General features: G+C 71.2%; 17 protein-coding genes. 7 read left to right on the top strand and 10 right to left on the bottom strand.

Annotated elements, in window-relative coordinates:
• Positions 1-12: 12 nt before the first annotated feature.
• The 3 genes from ACIQFZ_RS02970 to panB all read right to left on the bottom strand — a co-directional run bounded on the left by ACIQFZ_RS02970 (position 13) and on the right by panB (position 2924).
• Positions 13-843, bottom strand: a complete 831-nt coding sequence (locus ACIQFZ_RS02970) for an ABC transporter permease (RefSeq protein WP_141361456.1) — start codon at positions 841-843, stop codon at positions 13-15.
• Complete coding sequence (locus tag ACIQFZ_RS02965; protein ID WP_383057493.1) at positions 840-1865, bottom strand: ATP-binding cassette domain-containing protein; 1026 nt, start codon at positions 1863-1865, stop codon at positions 840-842. The genes ACIQFZ_RS02970 and ACIQFZ_RS02965 overlap by 4 nt, the downstream gene beginning before the upstream one ends.
• A 192-nt stretch (positions 1866-2057) precedes the next feature.
• Positions 2058-2924 (bottom strand): 3-methyl-2-oxobutanoate hydroxymethyltransferase, encoded by an 867-nt coding sequence (panB, locus tag ACIQFZ_RS02960; protein WP_383057492.1) that lies wholly within the window; start codon positions 2922-2924, stop codon positions 2058-2060.
• Positions 2925-3116: 192 nt separating this feature from the next.
• On the opposite strand from panB, the gene ACIQFZ_RS02955 reads away from it, so the two are divergent.
• The 4 genes from ACIQFZ_RS02955 to ACIQFZ_RS02940 all read left to right on the top strand — a co-directional run bounded on the left by ACIQFZ_RS02955 (position 3117) and on the right by ACIQFZ_RS02940 (position 8104).
• Positions 3117-4715, top strand: coding sequence for an MFS transporter (locus ACIQFZ_RS02955; protein ID WP_365426810.1), 1599 nt, complete (start codon positions 3117-3119; stop codon positions 4713-4715).
• A 121-nt stretch (positions 4716-4836) separates the two neighbouring features.
• A complete protein-coding gene (locus tag ACIQFZ_RS02950; RefSeq protein WP_365426807.1) occupies positions 4837-5463 on the top strand; it encodes a TetR/AcrR family transcriptional regulator in 627 nt (208 codons plus the stop codon).
• Positions 5464-5640: 177 nt separating this feature from the next.
• Positions 5641-6696 (top strand): endonuclease/exonuclease/phosphatase family protein, encoded by a 1056-nt coding sequence (locus tag ACIQFZ_RS02945; RefSeq protein ID WP_383057490.1) that lies wholly within the window; start codon positions 5641-5643, stop codon positions 6694-6696.
• Between the two features lie 109 nt (positions 6697-6805).
• Positions 6806-8104, top strand: coding sequence for an MFS transporter (locus ACIQFZ_RS02940; RefSeq protein WP_383057488.1), 1299 nt, complete (start codon positions 6806-6808; stop codon positions 8102-8104).
• A gap of 47 nt (positions 8105-8151) precedes the next feature.
• Here ACIQFZ_RS02940 and ACIQFZ_RS02935 read toward each other — a convergent pair whose 3' ends face one another.
• Positions 8152-9906, bottom strand: coding sequence for an NAD+ synthase (locus ACIQFZ_RS02935; RefSeq protein WP_402690466.1), 1755 nt, complete (start codon positions 9904-9906; stop codon positions 8152-8154).
• 396 nt (positions 9907-10302) lie between these two features.
• Between ACIQFZ_RS02935 and ACIQFZ_RS02930 the strand changes: the two genes are divergently transcribed.
• Positions 10303-11187, top strand: coding sequence for an alpha/beta fold hydrolase (locus tag ACIQFZ_RS02930; protein WP_402690465.1), 885 nt, complete (start codon positions 10303-10305; stop codon positions 11185-11187).
• 7 nt (positions 11188-11194) lie between these two features.
• On the opposite strand, the gene ACIQFZ_RS02925 is transcribed toward ACIQFZ_RS02930, so the two are convergent.
• The 3 genes from ACIQFZ_RS02925 to ACIQFZ_RS02915 form a co-directional block, all read right to left on the bottom strand.
• Complete coding sequence (locus ACIQFZ_RS02925; protein ID WP_402690464.1) at positions 11195-13129, bottom strand: protease pro-enzyme activation domain-containing protein; 1935 nt, start codon at positions 13127-13129, stop codon at positions 11195-11197.
• Between the two features lie 278 nt (positions 13130-13407).
• Entirely contained in the window at positions 13408-14040 is a 633-nt protein-coding gene (locus ACIQFZ_RS02920; RefSeq protein ID WP_402690463.1) for a DUF305 domain-containing protein, read from the bottom strand.
• A complete protein-coding gene (locus ACIQFZ_RS02915) occupies positions 14037-14711 on the bottom strand; it encodes a DUF3105 domain-containing protein (protein ID WP_365426786.1) in 675 nt (224 codons plus the stop codon). The genes ACIQFZ_RS02920 and ACIQFZ_RS02915 overlap by 4 nt, the downstream gene beginning before the upstream one ends.
• Positions 14712-14864: 153 nt before the next feature.
• Here ACIQFZ_RS02915 and ACIQFZ_RS02910 point away from each other — a divergent pair, with 153 nt between their 5' ends.
• Positions 14865-15308 carry an RrF2 family transcriptional regulator gene (locus ACIQFZ_RS02910; protein ID WP_402690462.1) on the top strand — a complete coding sequence of 148 codons (444 nt, stop codon included), beginning with the start codon at positions 14865-14867 and terminating at the stop codon, positions 15306-15308.
• A gap of 216 nt (positions 15309-15524) precedes the next feature.
• On the opposite strand, the gene ACIQFZ_RS02905 is transcribed toward ACIQFZ_RS02910, so the two are convergent.
• Entirely contained in the window at positions 15525-16751 is a 1227-nt protein-coding gene (locus tag ACIQFZ_RS02905) for a globin domain-containing protein (protein ID WP_402690461.1), read from the bottom strand.
• Positions 16752-17081: 330 nt separating this feature from the next.
• Here ACIQFZ_RS02905 and glnA point away from each other — a divergent pair, with 330 nt between their 5' ends.
• Positions 17082-18443 carry a type I glutamate--ammonia ligase gene (gene glnA / locus ACIQFZ_RS02900; RefSeq protein WP_365774509.1) on the top strand — a complete coding sequence of 454 codons (1362 nt, stop codon included), beginning with the start codon at positions 17082-17084 and terminating at the stop codon, positions 18441-18443.
• A 75-nt stretch (positions 18444-18518) separates the two neighbouring features.
• Here the strand turns inward: glnA and ACIQFZ_RS02895 are convergent, their stop codons facing one another.
• Both ACIQFZ_RS02895 and ACIQFZ_RS02890 read right to left on the bottom strand, forming a co-directional pair.
• Positions 18519-19787 carry a tyrosine-type recombinase/integrase gene (locus tag ACIQFZ_RS02895; RefSeq protein ID WP_402690460.1) on the bottom strand — a complete coding sequence of 423 codons (1269 nt, stop codon included), beginning with the start codon at positions 19785-19787 and terminating at the stop codon, positions 18519-18521.
• Positions 19788-19862: 75 nt separating this feature from the next.
• Positions 19863-20100, bottom strand: a 238-nt coding sequence (locus tag ACIQFZ_RS02890) for a helix-turn-helix transcriptional regulator (RefSeq protein ID WP_402690459.1), incomplete at its 5' end; no start/stop codon positions are given.

Below are 20100 nucleotides of genomic sequence, written 5' to 3'. Positions count from 1 at the left end.
GCGGCCGTGCGGTCAGCTCTTGGTGCGGAACTTGTGGATCGCCACCGGCGCCATCACCGCCGTGATCCCCGCCGACCAGGCCAGCGTCAACCACAGGCTGTGTGCCACCGGGCCGCCCACCATCAGCCCGCGGGCGCTGTCCGCGAGGGCGGACAGCGGATTGTACTCGGTGAAGTTCCGCAGCCAGCCCGGCATCGTCCCGGGCGGCGCGAAGATGGACGAGCCGAACTGCAGCGGCATCAGCACCAGAAAGCCCATCGCCTGCACGGACTGCGCGTTCTTCATCACCACGCCGAGCGTGAGGAACACCCACATCAGCGCCGAGCCGAACACCGCCGACAGCCCCACGGCGGCGAACAGGCCGGGCCAGTTCTCGATCTCGAAGCCCACGAGGACGCCGACGACCAGCAGGACGGCCGTCGCGATCATCATCCGCAGCAGCTCCACCGAGATCTTGGCGAACAGCACCGAGCCGCGCCCGATCGGCAGAGACCGGAAGCGGTCCATGACGCCGGAGTTGAAGTCCTGGTTGAAACCGGTGCCCACGCTCTGGGCCAGGTTCATCCCCATCATGGCCATCAGGCCGGGCACGATGTACTGCACGTACTGCTGTTGCCCGCCGCCCAGCGACTGCCCGATCGAGCCGCCGAAGACGTACACGAACAGCAGCGTGAAGATCACCGGGAACAGGATCGCGTCGAACATCGACTCCGGGTCCTGCCGGATCCACAGCAGGTTGCGGCGGACCAGCGCGCCGGTGTGCCGCAGATGGCTGCGCAGCGGGATCCGGGCGTCGGCCTTGAGGCCGGGGGAGCCCAGGGGGGTCGTGGTGACGGCACTCATGCGGCGACCTCTTCGCGGGTGTCGGCGGGCACGGTGTCCTGCGGGGCACTGGCGCGGTGGCCGGTGAGGGACAGGAACACCTCGTCCAGGCTGGGCAGTTCGGTGGTGATGGAGCTGATCGTGATACCGCGCGCAGTGACCGCGCCGACCACGGCGGTCAGCTGCTCGTCGCTGAGGACCGGCACGAGCAGGGAGCCGGACGCGGCGTCGACGGTCGTCGCGGCGAGCCCGGTGATGCCCAGCTCGTCGAGCATCCCCGCCAGCGGGCCCAGTTCGAGCGCGTCGGCCGGCTTCACCCGCAGGGTGCGCCCGCCGACCTTCGCCTTCAGCTCCTCGATGCCGCCGCCCGCGACGACCTTCCCGCGGTCGACGACGGTCAGCTCGGAGGCGAGCTGCTCGGCCTCCTCCATGTACTGGGTGGTCAGCAGCACGGTGACCCCGTCGCCGACCATCGCCTTGACCTCGGCCCACACCTCGTTGCGGGTACGGGGGTCGAGGCCCGTGGTCGGCTCGTCCAGGAACAGGACGGCGGGCCGCCCGATCATCGAGGCGGCGAGGTCGAGCCGCCGCCGCATGCCGCCGGAGTAGGTGCGGGCCGGCCGCCGCGCGGCCTCGGTGAGCGAGAACCGCTCCAGCAGCTCGTCGGCGCGGGCGCGGGCCTCCTTGCGCGGCAGGTCGAGCAGCCGGCCGATCAGGTACAGGTTCTCCCAGCCGGGGAGCTTCTCGTCCACGGAGGCGTACTGCCCGGTCAGCCCGATGACCCGGCGCAGCTGGCGGGGCTGCCGTACGACGTCGTAGCCGGCCACGGTGGCCTGTCCGGCGTCCGGGGCGAGCAGGGTGGACAGGATGCGTACGAGGGTGGTCTTGCCGGCTCCGTTCGGCCCGAGCACGCCCATCACGGTGCCCTCGCGCACGTTCAGGTCCACGCCGTCCAGTGCCTTGGTCTCGCCGTAGTGCTTGACCAGCCCCCGCACGGTCACGGCGTTCGGCACGCCGCCGGGGTTGTCGTCGATTCGCGTCATGCCCCGTACGGTGCCAGCCCCCACCGACAAACCGCCGACAGCCCACCGACAGACAGCCGACCAGCCTGCGTAGCCGCGGTGAGCCGACCCACCCCAGCCGCAGCACCGGCCCACCCTTCAAGAAACCGGCAGCCCCGCCGACGGGGGAAGATCGGCGGGGCTGCCCTGGTACCGCGATGGCTCAACTGGAGGTCAGTGCACCGAGTGCTCCTCCAGCGGGAACGTCCCGCCCACCACATCCTCCGCGAAGGCCTTGGCCGCGTTGCCCATGACCTCGCGCAGGTCGGCGTACTTCTTGACGAACTTCGGCACGCGCCCGCCGGTCAGCCCGAGCATGTCGGTCCACACCAGCACCTGCCCGTCCGTGTCGGGACCGGCGCCGATGCCGACCGTCGGGATGTGCAGCACCTGGGTCACCTCGGCGGCCAGTTCGGCCGGCACCAGCTCCAGGACCACCGCGAACGCGCCCGCGTCCTGAACGGCCTTCGCGTCCCGCAGCAGTTGCTGCGCCGCCTCCTCGCCGCGGCCCTGGACGCGGTAGCCCATGGCGTTGACGGACTGCGGGGTCAGGCCGATGTGGGCCATGACCGGGATGCCGGACTCCACCAGGAGCCGGATCTGCTCGTGGGAACGCTCGCCGCCCTCCAGCTTCACCGCGCCGACGCCCGCCTCCTTCACCAGCCGGGTCGCCGAGCGCAGTGCCTGCACCGGGCCCTCCTGGTAGGAGCCGAAGGGGAGGTCGCCGACGATCAGGGCACGCTGGGTGCCGCGGACGACGGCGGCCGACAGCATGGTCATCTCGTCGAGCGTGACGGGGACGGTCGTCTCGTAGCCGAGGTGGCAGTTGCCCGCGGAGTCGCCGACCAGCATCACCGGGATGCCGGCCTCGTCGAAGACGGACGCGGTCATCGCGTCGTAGGCGGTGAGCATGGGCCACTTCTCGCCGCGTTCCTTGGCGAGGGAGATGTCGCGAACAGTGATGCGGCGGGTGCCCTTCCCCCCGTACAGCGCCTTGCTGCCGTCGGAGGGCTTGTTGTGGGCAGCCGAAAGCTGCGTCATGACAACGGCTCCTTCAGTCATCTCGGGGCGCCCTTACGGCGTCCCCGGATCCCTCTCATGGTGGCACCTCGTGCCGGACGCGGCCAGAGGAGCCCCGTGTGCGCAACCTCTCGGCACGGAGGGCGTAAGATCTGGGTAAAGGATTGCGATACGAGACGGTCTCGTATCGGAAATGCCCCTACGCTCGGCGCCATGACTACTCCTGCCGACCGTGCCGCCCACGGCCCCCGGGTTCCGGAAGCGGTGCACCGCCGCCGTTGGGCGATTCTCGGCGCGTTGATGCTGAGCCTGCTGATAGTGGTGCTCGACAACTCGATCCTGAACGTCGCGATCAAGACCATCTCGACCCCCGCCCCGACCGGCCTGGGCGCCACGCAGAGCGAGCTGGAGTGGGCGATCAACGCCTACACCCTCGTCTTCGCGGGCCTGTTGTTCACCTCGGGCCTGGTCGGTGACCGCATCGGGCGCAAGAAGGTCCTGATCGGCGGCCTCGTCGTGTTCGGCGTCGGCTCCGCGCTGGCGGCCGAGTCCGGCTCGCCGGGCCAACTCATCGCCTTCCGCGCCCTGATGGCCCTCGGCGCCGCCTTCGTCATGCCGGCCACCCTGGCCGTCCTGATGAACGTCTTCGAGCGCGAGGAGCAGCCCAAGGCCATCGGCATCTGGGCGGGCGGCGTCGGCCTGGCCATCGCGATCGGCCCGATCACCGGCGGTCTGCTCCTGGACCACTTCTGGTGGGGCTCGGTCTTCCTGGTCAACGTTCCCATCGTCATCCTCGCGGTCGCGCTGATGCTGTGGCTGGTGCCCGACTCCCGCGACCCGCGGCCCGGCCGCCTCGACCCGATCGGCGTGGTGCTGTCCGTCGTCGGCCTGGTCCTGCTCGTCTACGGCATCATCCGGGGCGGCGAGCTCGCCGACTTCACCAACGCGACCGTGCTGTCGACGATCGTGGCGGGCCTGCTCGTCCTCGCGGCCTTCGTGGTCTACGAAAAGCGCAGCGACCACCCGTCCCTGGACGTCACGTACTTCAAGAACAAGGTCTTCTCGGCCGCCATGACCGCCATCGCGCTGGTCTTCTTCGCACTGATGGGCGTGACGTTCTTCGGCGTCTTCTACACCCAGAGCGTGCGCGGCTACTCGCCGCTGGAGTCCGGTGTGCTGATGCTGCCGCTCGCCGTCGCGCAGTTGATCTTCGCGCCGCGGGCCCGGCTGGTCGTCGACCGCTTCGGCAACAAGGCCACCACCACGGGCGGACTGATCCTGCTCGCCGCCATGCTGGCCGCCTTCGCCGGCTTCGAGGCCGACACGCCGATCTGGCTGCTGGAGGTCGTCTTCTTCCTCATGGGCACCGGCATGGCGCACATCATGACGCCGACCAGCGTCGTCATCATGCAGGCGCTGCCCCGCGAGAAGGCCGGCTCGGCCTCCGCGCTCAGCAACACCTTCCGCCAGGTCGGCGGCGCCCTCGGCATCGCCGTCCTCGGCTCGGTGCTCTCGACGGCGTACCGCAACGACATCGAGGGCAAGCTCGGCCTGCTGCCGGCCGGACTGCGCGACAAGGCCGGCGAGTCCATCGAGGCCACCCTCGGCATCGCGGCCAAGCTCGGCCCGCAGGGCAAGGCCCTGATCGGTCCGGCCAACGACGCCTTCCTGCACGCCATGCACGTCACCGCGCTGTGCGGCACCGTGGTCGCGCTCGTCGGCGCGGTCGTGGTGGCCGTGTTCCTGCCGGGCAAGGAGGCCCTGCCGCAGAAGGGCGAGGAGGAAGAGGAACTGGTGGCCGCGGTGGAGTAGCCGGGGCACGGGGGCCACGCGGCGACGGGGGACTGCCGGCCGGGGGAGGCCGTCGGTGGGTTGAACCCACCGGCGACCGCCCGATAGGACAATCTCCCTGTACGACGAAAGGACGGCCTACGTGAGCCTTGCCGACAGCCACGCCGCTGCCGACGCCCCCGTGCGGGGGCGCCCCCGCAGCGAAGCGGTGGAACGCGCCATCGTGGAGGGCGTGATGAAGCTGCTGGAGGACGGTGTGCCGCTGGCCGAACTCTCCATTGAACGCATCGCCCGCACCGCGGGCGTCGGCAAGGCCACCATCTACCGGCGCTGGAGCGGCAAGGAGGAGCTGTTCGTCGACGTCGTACGCGCCACCGAGCCCCCCGACCCCGAACTGCCGGGCACCTCCATGCGCGACGACCTCGTGGCCATCCTCGAACAGCTGCGCCGCCGCGGCCTGGTGAGCCGCAGCTCGCTCATCCTGCACAACGTCTACGCCCAGATGAAGAGCAGCCCGAAGATCTGGTGTGCCTACCACGCGACCGTCGTCGAGCCGCGGCGCAAACTCCAGGTGGAGGTCCTGCGCCGGGGGCAGCGCGAGGGCGAACTGCGCCGGGACATCGACGTCGACCTGCTCGGCGACCTCTTCGTCGGCCCCATGCTGGTGCGCAGCGTGATGCGCCCCGACGCCGGCCTGCCCGAGGGGCTGTCGGAGCAGATAGTGGACGCGGTGCTCGAAGGACTACGACCTGTCAGTTCCCCGCGTTGATGTGCGCGTTTCGTCACAGATGGGGCTGTGGGCGGCGCGACCGGAACTCCGCGCGCCGACTTCTTCGTCCTCCTGCCCGTACGGCCGTCAAGGACGGCGGGAACGGTGCCGATCATCCCCTAGTGTCGTAGAACACGGGGGGTGAACGGTGTGCACGGCAGGCAGTGAGGCGACGGTATGGCGCGACAGGCGTACGTGACGGAGACGGCGGGCGGCTCGGGGCCCGAGCGCCCAGGGGACCGGCTCCGGCGCCTGGCGCGCGCCTTCTCCGACGGCCGGCGCGGCGACGCGGGGATCTGGCGCCGGGGCCTCCTTCTCGCCGCGTTCGCGGTCGCCCTTGCCCTGGTGATGCTGATGCACGCGCAGATCCCCAACCGGATCGGCAACCTCGGCAGCCTCATCGAGACCTTCCTGCCGTGGGCGGGCCTGTTCGTGCCGGTGCTGCTGGTGCTGGCCCTGGTACGCAGGTCGCCGATCGCGCTGATCGCCGTGCTGCTGCCCGGGATCGTCTGGTACAACCAGTTCAGCAGCCTGCTCACCGACAAGACGGGCACCGGCGGCGAACTGATGGTCGCCACGCACAACGTCAACGCCGACAACCCCGACCCGTCCGGCACCGCCCGGGATCTGGCCGCCTCCGGGGCCCAGGTACTCGCCCTGGAGGAGCTGAAGACGTCCGCGCTCCCCGTCTACGAGCGGGCGCTCGCCCCGGTGTACCGGTACCACACGGTGCAGGGCACGGTCGGGCTGTGGAGCAAGTACCCGATCAGCGGCGTCCGCTCCGTCGACATCAAGCTGGGCTGGACGCGCGCCCTGCGCGCCACCGTGGGGACGCCCGAGGGGGCCGTCGCGGTGTACGTCGCCCACATGCCCTCGGTGCGGGTGAAACTGAACGCCGGGTTCACCGCCGCACAGCGCGACGAGAGCGCGGACGCGCTGGGCGAGACGATCGCCGGTGAGCAACTGCCCCGGGTGGTCCTGCTCGGCGACCTGAACGGCACCATGAGCGACCGCTCGCTCAACGCGGTCACCTCCCAGATGCGCTCCACCCAGGGCGCCGCGGGCAGCGGGTTCGGGTTCAGCTGGCCGGCGTCGTTCCCGATGGCGCGGATCGACCAGATCATGGTCAGGGGAGTGGAGCCGGTGAGCTCCTGGACCCTGCCACGTACGGGCAGCGACCATCTGCCGGTGGCCGCGCGTGTGAACGTCACCACATCGGCAACCGGGTCTTAACCTGCTGGAATACTGGGCCTGAGAGGCTTTGTTCCGTCTCTGAACATACGCGGATCACCGCGGTACGGAACTCCTGCCCCGCACGCTTCGAAGCTCTGAAAGGCCCTCCATGCCCCTGGCTGTGCTCGCCCTCGCCGTGGGCGCCTTCGGCATCGGTACCACCGAGTTCGTCATCATGGGGCTGCTCCCCGACGTCGCCGACGACCTGCACGTCTCGATCCCCGCCGCCGGACACCTGGTCTCGGCGTACGCGCTGGGCGTCGTCATCGGCGCCCCGCTGCTGGCCGCCGTCACCTCGCGGCTGCCCCGCCGGCACGTCCTGATCGGCCTCATGGCCCTGTTCGTCGTCGGCAACGCGCTGTCCGCCCTCGCCCCCGGCTACGACTGGCTGCTGGCCGCCCGCTTCCTCAGCGGACTGCCGCACGGCGCCTTCTTCGGTGTGGGCGCCGTCGTCGCCGCGACCATGGTGCCGCCGGAGCGCAGGGCCCGTTCGGTGTCCCTGATGATGCTCGGCCTGACCCTGGCGAACGTCGTCGGTGTCCCGGCCGCCACGCTCATGGGCCAGCGCCTCGGCTGGCGGGTGACCTTCCTCGCGGTCAGCGTGATCGGGATCGCCGCGATAGCGTCCCTCGTCCTGCTGGTCCCGCGCGACCGCGGCCACGCCCCCGCGGCCGGCCTGCGCCGCGAACTGGCCGCCCTGCGCTCCCTCCCGGTCTGGCTGGCCCTGCTGACGACCGTGGCGGGCTTCGGCGCGCTGTTCTCGGCCTACAGCTACATCACGCCGATGCTCACCGGTTCCGCCGGGTACGCCGAGGCCGGAGTGACGCTGCTGCTGGCCCTGTTCGGGGTGGGCGCGACCGTCGGCAACCTGCTGGGCGGGCGGCTGGCCGACCACTCGACGCGGGGCACGCTGCTCGGCGGGCTCACCGCGCTGGCGGTCGTGCTGGCGCTGTTCCCGCTGCTGATGCGGACCGAGTGGAGCGCGGCCCTCGCGGTGGCCCTGCTGGGCACAGCGGCGTTCGTCACGGGTTCGCCGCTCCAGCTCATGGTCATGGAGAAGGCGTCCACGGCCCCCTCCCTGGCCTCAGCGGCCAACCAGGCCGCGTTCAACCTGGCGAACGCGGGCGGCGCCTGGATCGGCGGGCTGGCGCTCGCCGCGGGCCTCGGCGTGACCTCGCCGGCGCTCGCGGGGGCCGCCCTCGCGGTGCTGGGCCTCGCAGTGGCCGGCCTGGCGTACCGGGTGGACCTGCGGCGGGCGGGTGGCGTGCGGGTCGGGCGGGAGCGCGTGGTCGCCTCGCACATGCCGTCCGCGGCCCGTACCGGGGTCCCTTCCCGCTCGATGAGCACGGGGGGACCCCGGGACGGGGCCGTCCGGGCCGAGGGTGGTGCGGGTGGTCCGGCGGCCTAGCCCCGGGGGCACCCGTACCCTCGTTGTCCCTGTGTGGGAGCCGGTGCCTACGCCGACTCCCGCCAGCCGTTCGTGATCGGCAGGCGCCGGTCCTTGCCGAAGCCCTTCGCGGAGATCTTCGTGCCCGGCGGGTACTGGCGCCGCTTGTACTCGGCCGTGTCGACCATGCGGAGCGTCTTCGTGACCAGCTCGCGGTCGTATCCGGCCGCGACGATCAGGTCGGCGCCCTTGTCCTGGTCGACGTAGAGCTCCAGGATCGCGTCCAGCACCGGGTAGTCCGGGAGCGAGTCGGTGTCGACCTGGCCGGGGCGCAGCTCCGCGCTCGGCGGCTTGGTGATGGAGTTCTCCGGGATCGGCGGGACCTCGCCCCGCTCGGCCGCGGCCCGGTTGCGCCACTCGGCCAGTTGGAAGACCGACGTCTTGTACACGTCCTTGATCGGGCCGTACGCGCCCACCGAGTCGCCGTACAGCGTCGAGTAGCCCACCGCAAGCTCCGACTTGTTGCCGGGCGCGAGGACGATGTGGCCCTCCTGGTTGGAGACCGCCATCAGCAGCGTGCCGCGCAGCCGGGACTGGAGGTTCTCCTCGGCCAGGCCCGTCAGGCCCAGGGAGCCCATGTACGCGTCGAACATCGGCGCGATCGCGACGGTGCGGAAGTTGAGGCCGGTGCGCCGTGCCAGCTCGGCGGCGTCGTCCTTGGAGTGCTCCGAGGAGTACTTGGACGGCATGGAGACGCCGTACACGTTCTCCGCGCCCACCGCGTCGCAGGCGATCGCCGCGACCAGCGCGGAGTCGATGCCGCCGGACAGGCCGATCAGCACGGAGCGGAAGCCGTTCTTGCGCACGTACGCGCGCAGGCCCACGACCAGCGCCGTGTAGACCTCCTCGTCGTCGTCCATGCGCGCGGCGTACTCGCCGGTCGGCTCCGGCTCGTAGGCCGGCAGCGGCTCCTCGGACAGCACCACGCGGTCGATGCGCAGACCGTCGTCGACCACGCCCGTGGGCGCCTGCGCCGAGGCGGCCGGCAGGTCCAGGTCCAGCACCATGAGGTCCACGGCGAACTGCGGCGCCCGCGCGACCACCTCGCCGTCCGGGGCGACCACGATCGAGTCGCCGTCGAAGACCAGCTCGTCCTGCCCGCCGGTCATGGCGAGGTAGGCGAGGGTGCAGCCGGCCTCCTGGGCCCGCTTGCGGACCAGGTCGAGGCGGGTGTCGTCCTTCAGGCGCTCGTACGGCGAGGCGTTGATCGAGACCAGCAGCCCGGCGCCCGCGCTGCGGGCGGCCGGCACCCGGCCACCGTCCTGCCACAGGTCCTCGCAGATGGCGAGCGCGACGTCGACGCCGTGCACCCGCAGGACCGGCATGGTGTCGCCGGGGACGAAGTAGCGGAACTCGTCGAAGACGCCGTAGTTCGGCAGGTGGTGCTTGGCGAAGCTCAGCACCACCTCGCCGCGGTGCAGCACCGCCGCCGCGTTCTGCGGCGCGCCGGCGGGCATGCCGTACTTCGGCTGGGCGGTCTCGCCGCGGTCGAGGTAGCCGACGAGCACCGGCAGCTCCCCGAGGCCCTCCGCGGCGAGCCGGGCGGCGAGGGCGCGCAGCGCGGCGCGGGACGCCTGCACGAAGGACGACCTGAGGGCCAGATCCTCGACGGGGTACCCGGTCAACGCCATCTCCGGGAACACCGCGAGATGCGCTCCGCGCTCGGCGGACTCCCGGGCCCGGCGGACGATCGCCTCGGAGTTCCCGGCGAGGTCTCCGACGCGCGAGTCGATCTGGTTCAGGGCGAGACGTAGTTGAGGCACGCGCCCAGTGTAATCGTCAAAGCGACGCGATAGCCGGGCGCGGAGGTGTGGGCCACCCCACGCCGCCCGGGCCCGCGCGCGTGGCGGTAACCGCCTCCGTGCCTGTGCGTGCGCCGCGCGCCTGGGCCGGTGGGCTGTCCGGGCGTCTGCTTCTGTTGGCCGGTGCCTGGCCGCGGGGAGTCGCCCGCTCTCATGTGGCCCGTCTGCCGACCGGCCGCGGGCCCCGACCGGCAGGGGATCGCTCGCGGGCGTGACGGCGCCGCCTCGTGCGCTCGCGTCGGCTGTCCGGGCGCCCGTCCTCGTCGGACGGTGGCCGTTCCGCGTGGGGGCTTGCCCCGTGTTCCTGTGGCTCGCGCTGTCATGATGCTCCTACGGACCACGCGGGAGGACGTACCCATGACCTTCGTCCGCGTCGACGGCGTCGTCCACCACGTCGTCGTCGACGGCAGCGGGCCGCTCTGTGTGCTGAGTCCGGGGCTCGGGATGTGCTGGTTCGACTGGGACGGTGTCGCCGCGCTGCTGGCCCCGTACCGGACGGTCGTGCGGTTCGACCGGCCCGGGCTCGGGCTCAGCGGGCACGCGCGTGCGTGGCCGACGCTCGGGGCGGAGGCCCGGCGTATCGCGGCCGTGCTCGACGCGGTGGGCGCGGACGGGCCCGCCGCGGTCGTCGGGCATTCGATCGCCGGGTTCCACGCCGAGGCCTTCTCCCGGCTGTTCCCCGAGCGGACTGCCGCACTCGTGCTCGTCGACTCCAGCGTGGAGGAGGACCCCCGCCCCCGCCGGGCGCGCGCCGCCCGCGACGCCGCCACGCGCGCGTGCGGCGCGCTGGCGAGCGCGGCCGGTCTGCCCCGCGCCGCCGGACCGCTGCTGCGCCGCGCGGCGGTCCGGGCGGGCCGGGTCGGGGGAGGCGAACCGGCGCCGTACGACCGGGTCCGCAGCGCCTACTCCACGAGCCGCTGGCTGCGTGAGGCCCTGGCCGAGAACGCCACCTACGCCGACCAGGCCGTCGAACTCGCCGCCCTGCGGCGGTCGCGGACGCTGCCGCCCGGCCTGCCGGTCACCGTGCTCGCCGCCGACGACCCGCGCCGGCCCGCGCCCCGGCGGGAGCGGTGGCTCGCCCGGCAGCGTGCGCTCGCCGCGGTCCTGGGCGGCGCGTTCCGGCCGAGCGCACCCGCCGGCCACCTGCTCATGCTCGACCGCCCCGAGGACGTCGCCGACGCCGTGCTGCACGCACGTGTGCGCCCGCCCCTCCCGGAGGAGAAGCGGGCGCACGGCCGCTGACCTGGTGTCAGCGGCGGTAGGACTCCACATAGCCGTTCGCGGGGGAGCCGACGCCGGTGACGGTGTCGTAGCCCTCGACCGCCTTGAGCGAGCTGTCCTTGCCCAGGCTGCGGACGGAGACGCTCAGGCCGTCCGCGGCGTCGACGCCGTTGACGTAGTCGACCCGCGCGACCGCGAGGTCCTTGCCGGTCGGCTGGTCCACCACGTCGTGGTAGACCTTCGAGCCGTACCTGGCATAGATCGCCGGGTTGGCGAAGCCGATCGCCTTGCCGCCGCGGGCCTCCTGGGCGAGGCCCTGGACGGCCGCCATGACCGGCGCGGCCAGCGAGGTGCCGCCGATGCGGTACTCGCTGTACCGCTGCGACCCGTCCGGGAAGGTCTGCGTCTGACCCACCAGGAAGCCGGTGTTCGGGTCGGCGACCGCCGCGATGTCCGGGACGACGCGGTTGCCGGCCTTGTTGTTGGCCGTGGCCAGCGCCTTCGGCACAACGCCCGTCTGGTACGACGGCTGCGGCACGGTCCGGCTGGTGCCACCGCCCGCGCCCGAGGTGAACGCGCCGGGGAAGCCCGCCCAACTCCTGCCGTCCGCGGACAGCGAGGCCTTCTGGGTGCCCCAGCCGGTCTCCCACAGGTACTTGTGGCCCTTGCCGACGGCCAGCGAGGTACCGCCGACGGCGGTCACCCACGCCGAGTTGGCCGGGGTGTCGACCTGCTTCGTACCGGTGTTGGCGACCTCGTCGCCGTCGTCACCGGAGGAGAAGTAGAAGCCGATGCCCTCGACCGCGCCGAACTGGAAGACCTGGTCGTAGGCCGCCGCGACGTCCGGCGTCTCGTTGGCCTCGATGTCGCCCCAGGAGTTGGAGACGATGTCGGCCAGGTGGTTGTCGACGATCTTGCTCAGCGACTCGAGCAGGTCGTCGTCGTAGCAGGAGGCGGCGCCCACGTAGACGACGTTCGCGTCCGGCGCGACCGCGTGCACGGCCTCGACGTCGAGGGTCTCCTCGCCGTACCAGCCGGCCGCCCCGCACTCCTCGGTGTCCGTGTAGCCGGCCGGGAGCACCTGGCGCAACTGGCCCGTCTTCCAGGGCTTGTCGCCGTTCTTCTTCGCGTAGTTGGCCGCGTCGACGGCGATGGTCGGCGAGGCGTACGCGTCGGTGATGGCGATGCGGACGCCCTTGCCGGTGTACTTGCCGGCGCCGTAGGCGGACCGCAGCTCCTTGCCGGTGTAGCCCTTGACGGCGTACGGGACCTTCTGGCCGTACGCGGAGGGCAGCGTGCTCGCCACGTTCGAGCCGTAGTACGTGGAGAACGGCCCGGCGTTCTTGAACACGTCGTCCGGCGGCGGCAGCTGGTCCTTGTGCTTCGCCTTGTGCGGCGCGTTGTCCAGGCCGGTGACGGTCAGGACGGTGCCGTTCAGGGAGGCCGGCACCGAGGCCGTCCGCGCCGGGGCGCGGTAGGTCCTCGACCCCTTGGCGAAGTTGTGCAGCTGGGTGCCGAACGCCTTCTCGGCGGCGGCGACGTCACCGGAGACGGCGACGTAGTGCGCCGTCACGGAGGTGACCTTCAGCCCCGACGACGCCAGCCACGACTTCACGGCATCCACCTGGGCCTTCGTCGCGCCAAAGCGCGCCTGCGCCTCCTGGGCGCTCAGGTACCTGCCGTACGAGGCCGAGGACGGGTCGGACACCGCCGCGGCGTACCGGGCGAGGCCGGCGGCGTCCTGTCCGGCCAGGTAGACCCGGGCGTGGACCTGGGCGCTGTCCGAGGTGGCGCCCTTGTCCGCCGTGGCCGTCGCCCAGACGGGCTTGGTGCCCGCGAGCGCGCTGCGGCCCGGGTTGTCCGCAGCGTGCGCGGGTATGCCGAGCGCCAGTGCGCCGGCGAGCAGCGGCAGGGTCGCCGCCAAGCTCATTCCGGCGCGCGCTGTGGCACGGTTGGATCTCATAGAACCCCCTGCGATGCGTTCGCATGTGACGCAATGAGTGGTCGGTCCTCGCGCAATCCGCGTAGAGCCCGCGGCGGTAAGGGTCTTTCGTTTGGATCACACGATCGGGGCCACTCTTCCCGATGAACCGTTCATGCCAGGGGAATGTGAAGGCCAAGAGAAACCCAAGGAACCGCCAGGCGCGGCGAATTGCGGCTTTCGCCCCCGGTCCGGAGTCGGGGGAAAGACGCGTCCGGGTCACGAAGGAGGCGTCCGGGTTACGAACGGGGAACTCCCGGCTATGAACGAGGCGCCGCGCCACGCTCCTTGAGCATGTCGGCCATCAACCGCATCTCCGACCGCTGCGATGCGACCATGCCCCGCGCGAGCCTCTTCTCCACACCCACCGCGCAGCGGGCGACACAGCCCTCGGCCATGTGGACGCCGCCCTTGTGATGGCCCGTCATCAGCTGAAGGTAGAACACCTCGGCCTGCCTGCCGCCGAGTTCACCGAGCTTGCGCATCTCCGAGTTGGTCGCCATGCCGGGCATCAGCGCGCCGTCCTCGCCGGCGGGCATGTCGCCCATGCCCATCCACGTCATCGGCGGGTCCGCCGACACCTTCGGCAGCTCCCACAGGTCGAGCCAGCCCAGCAGCATGCCCCGCTGGTTGGCCTGCGTCTGCGCGATGTCGTAGGCGAGGCGGCGCACTTCGGTGTCCGTGGTGCGGTCGCGCACGATGAACGACATCTCGACGGCCTGCTGGTGGTGGACCGCCATGTCCCGGGCGAAGCCGGCGTCCGCGGAGCCGGTGGTGGGCGCCTTCGCGGCGTGGCGCGCCCCGCCGCTGTCCTCGGCGACCGCGTAGGTGATCGCCCCCGTCGCGACCAGCGCGGCCGCCGCGGCCCCGGCGATCAGCCCGATGTGCCTCAACGGTCCAGACCGCCCGTGCAGGTGGCACCCGGCTCGGGCGTCTGCGGGCCCTGGACGAACTCGGCGAGGAACTTGTCCACTTGCGGGTCCTTCGCGCTCGTCACCGTGCGCTGGTGCGCCCAGGCGGACAGCATGAGGGGGTCCTTCTGGTCCTCGACCGGGCTCATCAGCGTGTACGGCGTCTTCCTCACCTTCGCCGCGAGCACGGCCACGTCCGCCTTGGACGCCTTGCTGTTGTACGTCACCCAGACGGCGCCGTGCTCCAGCGCGTGCACGGCGCTTTCGTTCTTCACCGGTTCGGTGTACACGTCGCCGTTGCAGTTCTGCCAGACCGGGTTGTGGTCGCCGCCGACCGGGGGCTCCATCGGATAGGTCACCGGGGCGGTGGTGTGGTTGCGCTCCAGCGTGCCCTTCCAGGTCCGTACGCCGTCCGCGCGGGTGACGAAGTGGCCTCCGTCACCGCCCTTCTCGTCGCTCGCCGCGGCCGGCGCGGCGTCCGAGGACCCCGAGTTCAGGAGCACCACGCCGCCGGTGACCAGCCCGGCCACGACGACCACGCTCGCGGCCACCGTGAGCAGCCGCGTGCGCCGCTCCCGGACGCGCTGCGCCCGGCGCATCTCCTCTGTACGGGCCTTGTGCTGTCCGGTGTCGGTCCGGTGCGCGGAGTCCATGGCGGAGTCCTTCGTGGGGAAGGGGTGGGCGGGTGTGGCGTGCGGGTGGCTGTGCGTGCCCGAGGGGCCCGCTGATCGTAGTGGGACGGAAGCGCCCGCAGGGAGACCGCCGATAAGTTGAACGGCGGATGCGCATTATCTACCCTTGGCCGCATGCGGCTGCTGCGCTCCACCGACATGGCGCTGCGCGTCCTGATGAGGCTCGCCGTCGCCGGCGAGTCGAGCCCCACGACCCGGGAGGTCGCGGGCGACATGGGCGTGCCGTACACGCATACCGCGAAGGTCGTCGCCGAACTCCAGCACCGCGGTCTGCTCGCGGCCCGCCGCGGCCGCGGCGGCGGACTGACGCTCACCGAAGCGGGCCGCGACGCCTCGGTCGGCGCTCTCGTACGCGCCCTGGAGGGCGAGGGCGACGTGGCCGACTGCGAGGGCAGCATTCCCTGCCCGCTCCGCTCCGACTGCCGCCTGCGCGGCGCCCTGCGGCGGGCCCAGGAGGCCTTCTACGCCGCGCTCGACCCCCTCACGGTCGCCGACGTGGTCGCGGAGCCGACGGGACCGCTGCTGCTGGGGCTGCCCGCCATGCGGCCGCCGACCTGAGCGCGGGGCACGCACGGTCAGCCCCGGGGAGACCCGGAGGGACGAGAGCACACCGCGGCCGAGACGGAGCACACCGTCTCGGCCGGCCTTCGGAACACATCGGCCGGATCAGCCAGGGAGCTGACCGGTCAGGCCGCCTGCTGGGCCGGCCACAGGTCCGGGGCCGGATCGGTCAGGCGGCCTGCTGGGCCGGCCACAGGTCCGGGGCTGGACTGGTCAGGCGGCCTGCTGGGCCAACCACAGGTCCGGGCCGAAGACCTCGTAGTGGATGTCGGCCGGGGACACGCCCTTGCCGATCAGCTGCTCGCGCACCGCCCGCATGAAGGGCAGCGGGCCGCACAGGTACGCGCGCGTGCCGGCCGGGACGTCGACGTCGCCGAGGTCGACCAGGCCGGGCCGCCCGGTGCCTGCCGTGTCCTCGTCGTCCTGGTCGTCCTCGTTGTCCTCGTCGTACTGCTCGTAGAAGAAGACCGGCCGCGCGTCCGGCAGCTTGGCCGCGTACGCGTGGTGGTCGGAGCGGAGCGCGTGCGCGGTGGGGGAGCGGTCGGCGTGGACCACGGTCACCGGGGCGCTGTGGCCGATGAGGGCGAGCTGCTCCAGCATGGCGATCATCGGGGTGACGCCGATGCCCGCGGAGGCGAGCAGCAGCGGCGCCTCGGTCTCCTCCAGGACGAGGTCGCCGTACGGGGCGGACAGCTGGAGGACGTCACCCACGCGCACGTGTGCGTGCAGGTGGTTCGAGACCTCCCCGTCGGGCGTAGTGGCGTCGCCGGCCACCCGCTTGACGCCGAACTGCCGCACCGGCGATCCGGGGGCCGCGGTCAGGCTGTACTGGCGGATCTGGCGGGCCCCGTCCGGGAGCTCGACGCCGACCGAGACGTACTGGCCGGCGCGGTAGCCGGGCACCGGGGCGTCGTCGGCGGGGCGCAGCTTGAAGGTGGCCACGTCCGCGGTCTCCTCGATCCGCTCCACAACCTCCCACTCGCGCCAGCCGCGCTGCTCGCTCTGCTCGTACAGGCGCTTCTCGATGGCGATGAGGGCGTTGGCCATCAGCCAGTAGACCTCGGTCCAGGCGGCGGCGACCTCCGGGGTCACCGCCTCGCCGAGCACCTCGGCGATGGCCGCGAACAGGTGCTCGTGGACGACCGGGTACTGCTCCGGCGTGACCCCCAGGGACGCGTGCTTGTGGGCGATGCGCTGGAGCATCAGGTCGGGGCGCTGGTCCGGGTTCTCCACCAGGTAGGTGGCGAAGGCGGCGATGGAGCCGGCCAGGGCCTGCCGCTGCGTGCCGGCGGCCTGGTTGCCGCGGTTGAACAGATCGCGCAGCAGCTCGGGGTGGGCGTCGAACAGTCTGGCGTAGAAGCGCTCGGTGATCTGGCCGATCGCCGCGCCGACGGCGGGGAGGGTGGCGCGGACGGTGGCTGCTGACTGCTCGGACAGCATGGTGACTCCTCGATGACTCGATCGGATGGGCTCGATCGCTCGACTGATCCAAACGGTATGGAAACTTGCATTTGAGATGCAAATTATGGAGGCGTGTCGTCGGTCACGTGGGTGACGGTTCGGCCATTACGGATGACGGTGCGAGCGGGCAAGATGGGCGACAGAGCGGTACGCCTGCCGTACGCGGGGCGAGCGCCCCGGCGCGACGGCCGGGCGACCGGGCTCCGCAACACGTGTGAAACGCGGCCGTGGTGGGATGCTCAGGTGCCCGACGGTCTCCCGTGATACCGAACACAGGCGGCCTGACCAGCAAGGATGGGGAAGCGGAAGATGGACAAGCAGCAGGAGTTCGTGCTCCGGACGTTGGAGGAGCGCGACATCCGGTTCGTACGCCTGTGGTTCACGGACGTGCTCGGCTTCCTCAAGTCCGTGGCCGTCGCGCCCGCCGAGCTGGAGCAGGCCTTCGACGAGGGCATCGGTTTCGACGGCTCCGCCATCGAGGGCTTCGTCCGGGTCTACGAGTCCGACATGATCGCCAAGCCCGACCCGTCCACCTTCCAGATCCTGCCCTGGCGCGCGGAGGCCCCCGGTACGGCCCGCATGTTCTGCGACATCCTCATGCCGGACGGCTCCCCCTCCTTCGCCGACCCGCGCTACGTCCTCAAGCGCGCCCTGGCCCGCACCTCCGACCTCGGCTTCACCTTCTACACCCACCCCGAGATCGAGTTCTTCCTGCTCAAGAACCGCCCGCTGGACGGCTCCCGCCCCACGCCCGCGGACAACTCCGGCTACTTCGACCACACGCCGCAGGCCATCGGCATGGACTTCCGCCGTCAGGCGATCACCATGCTGGAGTCGATGGGCATCTCGGTGGAGTTCTCCCACCACGAGGGCGCCCCGGGCCAGCAGGAGATCGACCTGCGCTACGCCGACGCCCTGTCCACCGCGGACAACATCATGACGTTCCGCCTGGTCATGAAGCAGGTCGCGCTCGAGCAGGGCCTCCAGGCCACGTTCATGCCCAAGCCCTTCTCGGAGTTCCCCGGCTCCGGCATGCACTCGCACCTGTCGCTGTTCGAAGGCGACCGGAACGCCTTCTACGAGTCCGGCGCCGAGTACCAGCTCTCGAAGGTGGGCCGCTCCTTCATCGCGGGCCTCCTCCGCCACGCCGCCGAGATCTCCGCGGTCACCAACCAGTGGGTGAACTCCTACAAGCGCATCTGGGGCGGCTCCGAGCGCACCGCTGGCGCCGGCGGCGAGGCCCCCTCGTACATCTGCTGGGGCCACAACAACCGCTCGGCCCTGGTCCGCGTCCCGATGTACAAGCCCGGCAAGACCGGCTCCGCGCGCGTGGAGGTCCGTTCCCTCGACTCCGGCGCGAACCCCTATCTGGCCTACGCCGTCCTCCTGGCCGCCGGCCTGAAGGGCATCGAGGAGGGCTACGAGCTCCCGCCGGGTGCCGAGGACGACGTCTGGGCCCTGTCCAACGCCGAACGCCGCGCGATGGGCATCGAACCGCTCCCGCAGAACCTCGGCGAGGCCCTGACCCTGATGGAGAACAGCGACCTGGTCGCCGACACCCTCGGCGAGCACGTCTTCGACTTCTTCCTCCGCAACAAGCGCGCCGAATGGCACGAGTACCGCTCGGAGGTCACGGCCTTCGAACTGAAGAAGCACCTGCCGGTGCTGTAGGCGCAGGTCAAGGCGAGTTTCCCGCCCATCTGACGGACGGGGCCGACGATCACGGACCGTCGGCCCCGCAGCGTCTCACCGCCGCTGGGCCGTCTCTGGGCCGTCCGGCACGGGATCGGTGCCCTCGTACAGGCTGTCCACGGCCTTCCGGGCCCGCGCGTCGCTACTCGGCATGAGGTGCGTGTAGACCCGGAGCGTGAACCCCGGATCGCTGTGTCCGAGGTAATGGCTCAGGGCCTTGATGTTCTCGCCGGCGTCCAGCAGAACCGAGGCGTAGAAGTGCCTGAGCGCGTGCATGCCATGTTCGCGGGCCGCCTGGTGACGCTCGCCCGGCTTCGGCTGGGGGATCAGCCCGGCCGCGACGAGAGCGGGCTTCCAAGCGCGGTCGTTGAAGTCGGTCCGCCGAACCGCGCCCGCACCATCAAGGCGGGTGAACAGCAGTCGCCTCGTGACCAGGGGACCGTCCAGCCGAAGCCACGGCAGGGTGATCTCTACCGGGGGGAACTCTTCCATGTGGCCCTTGAGGACATGCGCCACGCGGTCGGGCAAGGGGACGTCGCGGACCTTGTTGCGCTTGGGCGGGGCGAACACGAGACCGCCCTTGGTCACCTTCACCTGGTTCACGACGTGCAGCCACCCGGAGTCAAGGTCGATTTCGTCGACGGGAAGCCCGAAGATCTCCCCTTGCCGGAGCCCGCATCCGCCTCCGAGGTCGACCGCGGCCCGGAAGCGTTCGGGCAGCGCAGCCCGTACGGCGAAGACGCGGTCGGAGGTCCACGGGACGATACGGCCCCTTCCTGCGGCAGGGGGCCTTACGGATTGTGCGTGGCAAGGGTTCTTTGTCAGGTGACCGTCGTCCACAGCCGCATTGAGGATCGTCGATACGTTGTTGTAGATCACACGCCGGTACGACGATGCGGGCAGGGCCCGTTCCAGTTCGCTCAGCCAGTCCCGGATGTGTTCCGGCTTGAAGGAACCGAGCGGCCGTGGACCGAGGTAGGGGATGGCATGGCCACGAATTGCCGACTCGACAGACTCTCGCGTCGTCATGTCGGTGGTCTGCGTGTTTAGCCACTTCTCTGCGTACTGCCGAAACGTCACGCGTCCGGCGGTCGGGTCGTTGTACTGGCCGCGCGACATGTCGGCCTCGATGTGGGCCAGCCATTGATCTGCCAGCCGCTTCTGTCCGTCTGGGAATGACTTGCTCTTCTCGGTCCCGTCCGGCCCGATGTAGCGGGCGCGGTACCGCATCCCCGTGCCGTAGCGGTCAGTTCGTACGCGGCGGGGCTTGCCGGCGGGGTCGTTTTCCGTCTTGTACCAGCGGTCTTGGATGTGGCCTGCCATTAGGCAGTGGTCCTCTCGACATACGGCAGGGAGAGCCGCCCGTGCGGCTCTCCCTGCTGTGTGGTGGGTGTTCGGTTAGGCGGCGGTTTCGGCGTGCTTGCGCTGGTCGACGTAGGCCCGTACGTCGGCGGGGTCGTAGCGAAGGTGCTTGCCGATGCGGAAGCCGCGCGGGCCGGTGCGTTTCTTGCGCCACTGGTAGACGGTCTCCAGGGGTACCTCAGGGCCCCGGCGTTTGCCTCGGATGTCTGGTTGATCATGTGATGCCGTAGAGGGCGAGGACGCGGTGGCGTTCGGTGTGGGCTCGGCGTCCGGC

It is taken from the genome of Streptomyces sp. NPDC093064, from assembly GCF_044754605.1.
In the GTDB taxonomy this organism is placed as follows: domain Bacteria; phylum Actinomycetota; class Actinomycetes; order Streptomycetales; family Streptomycetaceae; genus Streptomyces.
This window is presented reverse-complemented; position numbering and strand designations above follow the sequence as displayed.